Source organism: Pyrobaculum sp. (assembly GCF_049971835.1).
Taxonomy (GTDB): domain Archaea; phylum Thermoproteota; class Thermoprotei; order Thermoproteales; family Thermoproteaceae; genus Pyrobaculum.
On record NZ_JBMFKV010000105.1, the window covers coordinates 1 to 7,178 of the forward strand.

The 7,178-nt window shown below is 62.3% G+C and carries 9 protein-coding genes; 6 read left to right on the forward strand and 3 right to left on the reverse strand.

What is annotated here, in order from left to right:
* Positions 1–364: winged helix-turn-helix transcriptional regulator (locus tag ACP5J3_RS09280; protein WP_428495431.1), on the reverse strand; the 364-nt coding region annotated here is incomplete at its 3' end.
* Between the two features lie 108 nt (positions 365–472).
* On the opposite strand from ACP5J3_RS09280, the gene ACP5J3_RS09285 reads away from it, so the two are divergent.
* From ACP5J3_RS09285 to ACP5J3_RS09300, 4 genes are read left to right on the forward strand one after another with little or no spacing between them, the layout of a single operon-like run.
* A complete protein-coding gene (locus ACP5J3_RS09285; RefSeq protein WP_428495432.1) occupies positions 473–1,867 on the forward strand; it encodes a phytoene desaturase family protein in 1,395 nt (464 codons plus the stop codon).
* The gene (locus tag ACP5J3_RS09290) at positions 1,860–2,657 is read left to right on the forward strand and encodes a phytoene/squalene synthase family protein (protein ID WP_428495433.1); all 798 of its coding nucleotides are present in this window, start codon (positions 1,860–1,862) and stop codon (positions 2,655–2,657) included. The genes ACP5J3_RS09285 and ACP5J3_RS09290 overlap by 8 nt, the downstream gene beginning before the upstream one ends.
* On the forward strand, positions 2,654–3,496 hold the full coding sequence (locus ACP5J3_RS09295) for a prenyltransferase (protein ID WP_428495434.1): 843 nt from the start codon (positions 2,654–2,656) through the stop codon (positions 3,494–3,496). The genes ACP5J3_RS09290 and ACP5J3_RS09295 overlap by 4 nt, the downstream gene beginning before the upstream one ends.
* Positions 3,478–4,416, forward strand: a complete 939-nt coding sequence (locus ACP5J3_RS09300; protein WP_428495435.1) for a glycosyltransferase — start codon at positions 3,478–3,480, stop codon at positions 4,414–4,416. Before ACP5J3_RS09295 ends, ACP5J3_RS09300 begins: the two co-directional genes overlap by 19 nt.
* A gap of 251 nt (positions 4,417–4,667) precedes the next feature.
* Here ACP5J3_RS09300 and ACP5J3_RS09305 read toward each other — a convergent pair whose 3' ends face one another.
* A complete protein-coding gene (locus tag ACP5J3_RS09305; protein ID WP_428495436.1) occupies positions 4,668–4,970 on the reverse strand; it encodes a Sec-independent protein translocase subunit TatA/TatB in 303 nt (100 codons plus the stop codon).
* A gap of 98 nt (positions 4,971–5,068) precedes the next feature.
* On the opposite strand from ACP5J3_RS09305, the gene ACP5J3_RS09310 reads away from it, so the two are divergent.
* Complete coding sequence (locus ACP5J3_RS09310; RefSeq protein ID WP_428495439.1) at positions 5,069–5,890, forward strand: twin-arginine translocase subunit TatC; 822 nt, start codon at positions 5,069–5,071, stop codon at positions 5,888–5,890.
* 4 nt (positions 5,891–5,894) lie between these two features.
* Here the strand turns inward: ACP5J3_RS09310 and ACP5J3_RS09315 are convergent, their stop codons facing one another.
* Entirely contained in the window at positions 5,895–6,740 is an 846-nt protein-coding gene (locus ACP5J3_RS09315; RefSeq protein ID WP_428495437.1) for a hypothetical protein, read from the reverse strand.
* Positions 6,741–6,773: 33 nt separating this feature from the next.
* Between ACP5J3_RS09315 and ACP5J3_RS09320 the strand changes: the two genes are divergently transcribed.
* Positions 6,774–7,139: a hypothetical protein gene (locus ACP5J3_RS09320; protein WP_428495438.1), complete on the forward strand. Its 366-nt coding sequence runs from the start codon at positions 6,774–6,776 to the stop codon at positions 7,137–7,139.
* Positions 7,140–7,178: the final 39 nt, after the last annotated feature.

Genomic DNA, 7,178 nt, shown 5'->3' on the forward strand with positions numbered 1-7,178 from the left:
GCTTGGGCTTCAGGCTGGGGACGAACCACGGCCTCCCGTACCTCTCCCTGAGGCTCCTCAGCTCCTCCTCAGTTCTAAACGGCACGGCGAAGATGTAGGCGCCCTCAAGGGTCTCGAACTTCAGGACTGTGTAGTCCTCGGGCTCCCTCTCGCTTTGGAAAAAGGCGTAGTGCAGCCCGGCGTGGTCTGGCCTGACGTAGAGCATGGGCTCGCCTACGACCCCAGCCTCCCTCAGCCTCCTAAGCGTGTACCAGGCCAGCTGCCGGGACACGCCGAGCCTCTTTGCTATGGAGCTGGGGCTGGCCCAGCTCTCCGTCACCAACATGGTGAGGATGCTCCTCTCCTCGTACGTCAAATACTCCATGTCAGCCCCCGCGTCGGTGCTTTAAATAGTTTCCCCAAGTCGGCTGGGGCTTCACCGCGTAATAGTTTATTTGACTAGGTGATTTAGTTGGTAGTCGGCCTCCCCTCCATGAGAGCCGTGGTTATAGGAGGCGGCTTCGGGGGGCTGGCCTCTGCCGCTTTCTTGGCTAAGAAGGGCTACGACGTGGTTTTGGTGGAGAAGGGGTGCCGGCTGGGGGGCAGGTCCGCGTCTGTGGAGGTCGGCGGATACAGGGCCGAGATAGGCCCCACGTGGTACCTAATGGACGACGTCATAGACAAGGTGTTCCAGGAGCTCGGCGGCCGCCGTTATCAAGTCGTCGACCTCGAGCCCAGCATGGTCTTCGTCGACGGGCGCTACGGGAGGCTGGAGGTGGGCCGCGACCTGCCTCAGCGCCTAGAGGAGCTGGAGCGCGGCGCGGGGGACAAGTTCGTGGAGATGATGAGGGAGGCGGCCCGGCTCTACAGAGCCGTGGTGGACAACATGCTCTTCAAGAAGTACGACAGCTGGCTGGACCTCCTGTCGGCGGCCAAGGCCGGCCCCGGGCTGGCTAGGTACCTCCGTAGCTTCGGTAGCTACGTCGAGGCGCGGTTTAGGCACCCGCTGATTAGGCGGTTGCTGGAGTACGACGGGATGTTCGTGGGTAGCCCTCCGTGGGAGCTCCCCGCCCTCTACGGCCTGTTGCTTAACTACTCCGTGTTCGTCAGGGGGGTCAAGGCGCCGAGGGGCGGCTTCGGCGCCGTCGCGGAGAACCTCGCCGAGCTGGGGGCTCGCCACGGGGCCCAGTTCAAGACCTGCACGGCGGCTAAGAGGATCGAGGTTGGGTCGGGGAGGGTGCTGGGGGTCCACACGCAGGCGGGCTTCCTCAAGGCTGACGTGGTGGTGGCCAACGCCGACTACAAGCTAGTGGAGGACATGCTCCCGCCCCGCTTCAGGTCGTACGACGAGTCCTACTGGCGCGGGCTCAGGATGGCCCCCTCGGCGTATATGGCGGTGCTGGCGGGCGGCAGGTGGGAGGGGCCGCCCCACGTGGTCTACATCTCCAGCTGGGAGGAGCACCTCAACGCCTTGGTGGGCCGGGGCGGCATGCCCGACGCGCCCTCTTTCTACGTACACATACCCACGGCGGTTGAGGACGGCTGGGCCCCGCCGGGGAGGTCAAGCATGTTTCTCCTAGTCCCGTCGCCCCCCGGCGTGGGCTACTGGCCGAGAGGCCTCGCCGAGAAGCTCGCCTCCATGGCCGTCGGCGGCGAGGTGAAGACGCTGGTGGAGTACCCCAGCAGATTCTTCTGCGACCGCCACGGCGCGTACCTCTGCACGGCCCTCGGGCCGAGGCACACGCTTCGGCAGACGGCGCTGGGCAGGCCCCTGATGAAGAGCAGGAGGGTGGAGGGGCTCTACTACGTGGGGCAGTACACACACCCCGGCATAGGAGTCCCGTCGGTCCTAGCCTCTGCGTACATACTCGCCAGGTACTATGTCTAGCCTCCACTACGCCTTCTTTAGAAAAGGCCGCAACTTCTTCTACTCCAGCGTCCTCTTCCCCCGCCCAGTCAGAGACGAGGTGGCTGTGCTCTACTCCTTCGTGAGGTACGTAGACGACCTGGTGGACAGGCCGGAGCCCCTCGTGGAGGACTTCTACCGCGCGTGGAGGCTCACGGAGAGGTCGCTGGACGGCGCCGCCGCCCCGCCGGTCATCGGCGACTTCGCGGAGCTGGCTAGGCGGAGGGGGTTCGAGAGGAGGTGGATAGAGGCCTTTCTGGAGTCCATGGAGATGGACCTCCACAAGAAGAGGTATGCGACCTTCGGCGAGTTGCTCCGCTACATATACGGCTCGGCGGAGGTCATAGGGCTCTTCATGGCCAAGATACTAGGCCTGCCCCCAGCCTCCTATCCATACGCCAGACTGCTGGGGAGGGCCTACCAGCTCATAAACATGATTAGAGACGTCGGGGAGGACCTAGCCCTAGGCCGCGTCTACATACCCGCGGAGGACATGGAGAGGTTCGGGGCGAGGGGCGTCGGCCCCACCGAGGAGTTCGCCCAAGTCGTGAGGTACGAGCTGGCGAGGTACCTACACATCCAGAAAGCCGCCGAGGAGGGCTACAGGTACATCCCCCGGAGGTTGCTCCCGGCGATAAAGACGGCCTCCGACCTCTACAAGAGGACCGCCATGTTGATATGGCGGAGGCCCCTCTCCGTGCTGAGCCATAAGGTGAGGCCCCGTTTCGGCGAGGTGATGCTACTGTATGTTAAAAACGTGGCGTCGATATGAGCCTCCGCGGCGCCCTCCACAGACTCCTCATACACAGCCGCCCCCGCTTCTGGCTCTACACGGCAGGGCCCTTCCTGGTGGGCTACGGCGCGGGGGCGGCCGCCCCCAGCCAATTCGCCGAGCCCCAGTTCATATACGGCATGCTGTACTTCCTCCTATTCGCCAACATATACCTATACGGCGTCAACGACCTCTTCGACCTCGACACAGATCTCCTAAACCCCAAGAAGGCAGGCCCCGAGCGCGCCGCGGCCGGCGCCGCCAAGCTCCTAGCCGCCTCGGCAGCCGCCTCTGCCCTAGCCGCCGCGCCCCTAGCGCTGGACCCCACGGCGGCCGCCCTCGTCGCGCTGTACCTAGCCCTCTCCACCGCCTACAGCGCCCCGCCCCTCCGCCTCAAGGCCCGGCCGCTCCTAGACTCCTACAGCAACTGGCTGTACATCGTGCCGGCGGCCCTGGGATACTACCTATCCTCCAGCCGCCTGCCGCCGGCGTGGGTGTGGGCCGCCGGCGTCGCGTGGACCGCCGGGATGCACGCCCTCTCCGCAGTGCCCGACATAGAGGCAGACAGAAAAGCCGGCGTCAAGACGGTGGCAGTGGCGCTCGGCCCCCGGAGGACGATGATATTCGTCGCAGCAAACTGGCTAGCCACGGCCCTCATCCTAACCGCCCGCGACCCCCTCATGGCCCCGTCCCTCCTCTACCCAGCCACCGCGCTGTACCTAACGCTGAGGCCCCACCTAGTCCCCACATGGTACTGGCGCTTCCCCGCCATAAACGCGGCGATGGGCGCCCTGGCCTTCCTCTACGCCACTAGACACATATGGAGTGGCTACTTGTAGCCGCCCCCCTACTCGCCGAGGTGCGGAACATCCGGAGGGTCCGGGCCCGCGTCCCCACCTGCGTCTACATACCCGCGCGAGGCCGCGACGAGCCCCTCAGCCACACCTCTAGATACGCCGTGGTGGTGAGGGACCCAGACGACGACTGCAGAGAAGACGCGTGCGTCAAGACGCCGGCCGCGGGGAAGGCCGCCGCCGTGGAGTACGCTGTGAACAACGCCCGGTGCGAATACGTAGCCCTCTTCGACTCAGACGTGTACTTCACGCCGGAGGACGCCGAGCGTCTAGCCGCGGCGGCGGGGAGCGACGGCGTGGCCACGAGCTACCGCGTCGTCGTGGGGAGGAACTTCTGGGGGTGGGTAGCCGCGGCCGCCAGCGACTTCGGATACGTCTTGATGGGGCTGTACAGATTCATCTGGGGAGGGGCACTCGCCGGCAGAAGAGACGTCCTTGCGAAGGTGGTGCAAGGCGCCTCCAGCGCCGTAAGCGACGACATGTACGCCACGGCCAGAGCCAAGGCTCTGCGCGTCCCGATACGATTCACATACCTAAAGCTCATAAGCCCGCCGCCCGCAGACAGCCCCCGCCCCCTCTTCAACTGGCTCCTGAGGCAGTACGCCACAGCCGCAAAGCTAGGCCCGCCGGCGGCCAAGATAGGCCTAGCCGCCACAGCCATATGGCTGGCAACCTGGGCCATCTACCCCCAGACACTCCTCATATACGCCGCCGCCGGCTACATACGCAGAAAGGCCCTAGGCGCCCCAGCCCCGCCCATCTACATACCCGCGGCAGTGGTGGCCTACCTATACACCCTAGCCGCGACGGCGCTGGCATTCTTCACCAAAGAAGTAGAGTGGCGCGGGCGCAAGATAAAGCTCGTCACCACCGGAGAGTCCATTTACAATGTCAGTCGCTTTTAGAGCCAGCTGGCTGGCACCAGCCAGCCGCTGGCCTGCTTCACCACACCCTCCCGCTGTGCCGAGGCCTTGAAGACCCCGCGCCAAGACGTTTGTAGCACTCAGCGACGTGGACCGGAGCGCGGCGGCGCCCTAGATGCGCTAATGATGCTGGAGCTGGTGTGCACCGCTTTGGGCGTATGCCAGAGAAACGGCAAAAACAGATGAAGTTTTCCGCCCAGACAGGTTTTCGTTTTTCCCTAGATGATGACGATCTAATTAGTCTTCTTCAACTCGGCAAGCCTTTTATTCACCTCGTCGAGAATCTGCTCCTTAGTCTTTCCCTCGGTGGAGATCCCCAGCGACTTGGCCAGCTCAATTATTTTCTGGTCTACCTCCTCCTTCTTCTCCGCCCTCCTCGGCTCTTCCTCAATCCCGGACGCCGCCTTCCTAAACTCCCTTATTGCCTCGCCCATGCCCCGCGCCAGAGAGGGCAGTTTTGAGGGGCCCCAGAGCAAAATAATAACTATTGCGATGAGAATTACAATCCACTCCTGTCCTCCGAGTAGTAGATACATAGGGACTAGGTGGTGTGGATTTATTAATCTTTTTCCTCTAGAGAGATTTTTATACCGGCTTTGTACAGGATGTGGATAAGCCCCCACGCGATAAGGAGATGCCGCTGTGGGAGCATCTCGCCGAGCTTGGACAGCGTCTCAAGCGGGTAATCATCGTCTTTGTCATCGTCTTCTTTATTATGTGGATGCCGGCGCCTGACCTCTCCAGCGGCAACCTACTGAGCATCTTAACCTCTTTCTTCTTCACGGGGGAGTACAACCCATTTGCCTACTGGCTGTTTATGCAGACGCTACACCCCATGCTACAAGATTTAAACAAGACGGGGAGGATAACCATCGCCATAATACCAAGCGACGTCTTCAACCCGCTGGCCGCCGTCATGTACGCCTCTCTCTACCTGGCGTTTCTAGTGGTATTCCCCTACATAGTGTATGAGATATGGCTCTACGTCCAGCCCGCGCTGTATCCACACGAGGAGAGAGCCGTCAAGAAGTACCTCTGGGTAGCCCTACTTCTATTCTACGCCGGCAACTTCTTCGGAATCTACGTCATCTACCCAGCGCTGTTTAGATTCGTCGTTGGTCTCGGCAACATTTTAAGACTACAGCAGATATTCAACATAGCGTCGGTAGTGGGCACCTGGATAAGCGTGGCTTTCTGGACGGGCGTCGTGTTCCAAACACCCATCGTGGTGGCAATTCTGTCCGAGCTCTGCCTCCTCAACCCCTGGAGCGTAGCCAGCTACAGACCCCTCATCTACGCAGTAGCCCTCATCCTAATCGCCGTAGTGACGCCGGACGTGACGCTGGTGAGCACCTTCCTCACCTTTATACCATTCGCGGTGCTGTTCGAAGTAGGCCTAGTCTGGAGTAGACGCATAGTTAGAAAGTGCCCCGACGTCAAGCCCCCGCGGGGGTAGCCCGCTACGCCAGCCTGCCGCGGTAAAGCCCATGGAGGTACACGAGCTTGTGTGTCGCGGACCAGCCGCCGGGGACCTGCCGGGCGAGTTCCCACTTGGCGAGGTAGCCCAGTTGCCACGGCGTTGCGTGGTCCAACACGTAGCCGTGGCTCAAGACGCCTTGAGCCACCAGATCGTCAAACAAGCCCATATCTAGACCGAGCAACTCGGCGACTCTCTCCAGCGTCTTTGTATAGTCAACACCCGCCCCCTCGCAGACCCCGCCGCCTGGCGAAACGTCGACTAGTTGCACGGCTCCCCGCCTCACGGAGACATCCCCCACAGCCTTGACATATCTCTCTCTGATGTACGGCGGCGCCGAGGAGTGGAAAACCAAGTCGCCCGGGAGGCGGAGGGGGGCCGACACGACGATCTGCAACTCAGAGCCGGTGTGCTCCGCGTATTGAGCCAGCACATCTACGTATTTTGTATATCCAAGACGGAGATCCACCGCCACGGACCGCGCGCCGGCTGATACCACTGCGATAGCCGCCGTGACGGGGTCTGGATCTGGGGCGACACACCTCGCCACGGCTTTTCCGGCGGGCATCAACCTGGCTATCCAAGACGCCTCTAGGGGGAGCTGGCCTTGAAGTAACACAGGGTCGAGTATCTGGAGGCCTAGATCTAGCTGATCTACCAGGGCGCTGTATATCTCAACGCCGTATATCCGCCGCACCGCCGCGGCGAGGTGGCGGAATGAGGCGAGCCGCGGGGCTGGCGGGGGGCATCCACACCGCGGAGACACCACCGTGGAGACCTCGCCCAGCGTGTGAAGCGCCTCGCTGTGGTCAACTATCTGCGTCACCACGTCAGGTTTATATAAAGGGATTATTTAAGGGACATGAGCGTCGCCGGCATTAGGTTTGACTACATCCACGCAGAGAGGCTGGGGATCCCGCCCCCCGGCGCCCAGCTACAGATGAATATGCAGATAATGATCGAAGGCGAGAGGGCGGTTAAGAGAAGCGGAGTGACGGAGATCCCCTTCACTGTGAGCATCTCCTCAACCCCCGGCGTGGTGACGGTCACTATCAGAGGAGTCGCGGCGGTGCAGGGCGAGGTAGACGTGAAGAACCTCCCGCCCCAGGTGGCGGGGCCGATCATGCAGGCAGCCCTTTTCGAAGCCGCCCTCATAATGAGGGAGCTGGGATTCCCGCCGCCCCTGCCAGTGCAGCCACAGCCCCCGCAGACGCCCCACTACGCGTAACGGATCCAAGTGATGTATCACATAAAATCAGTCTCCTAC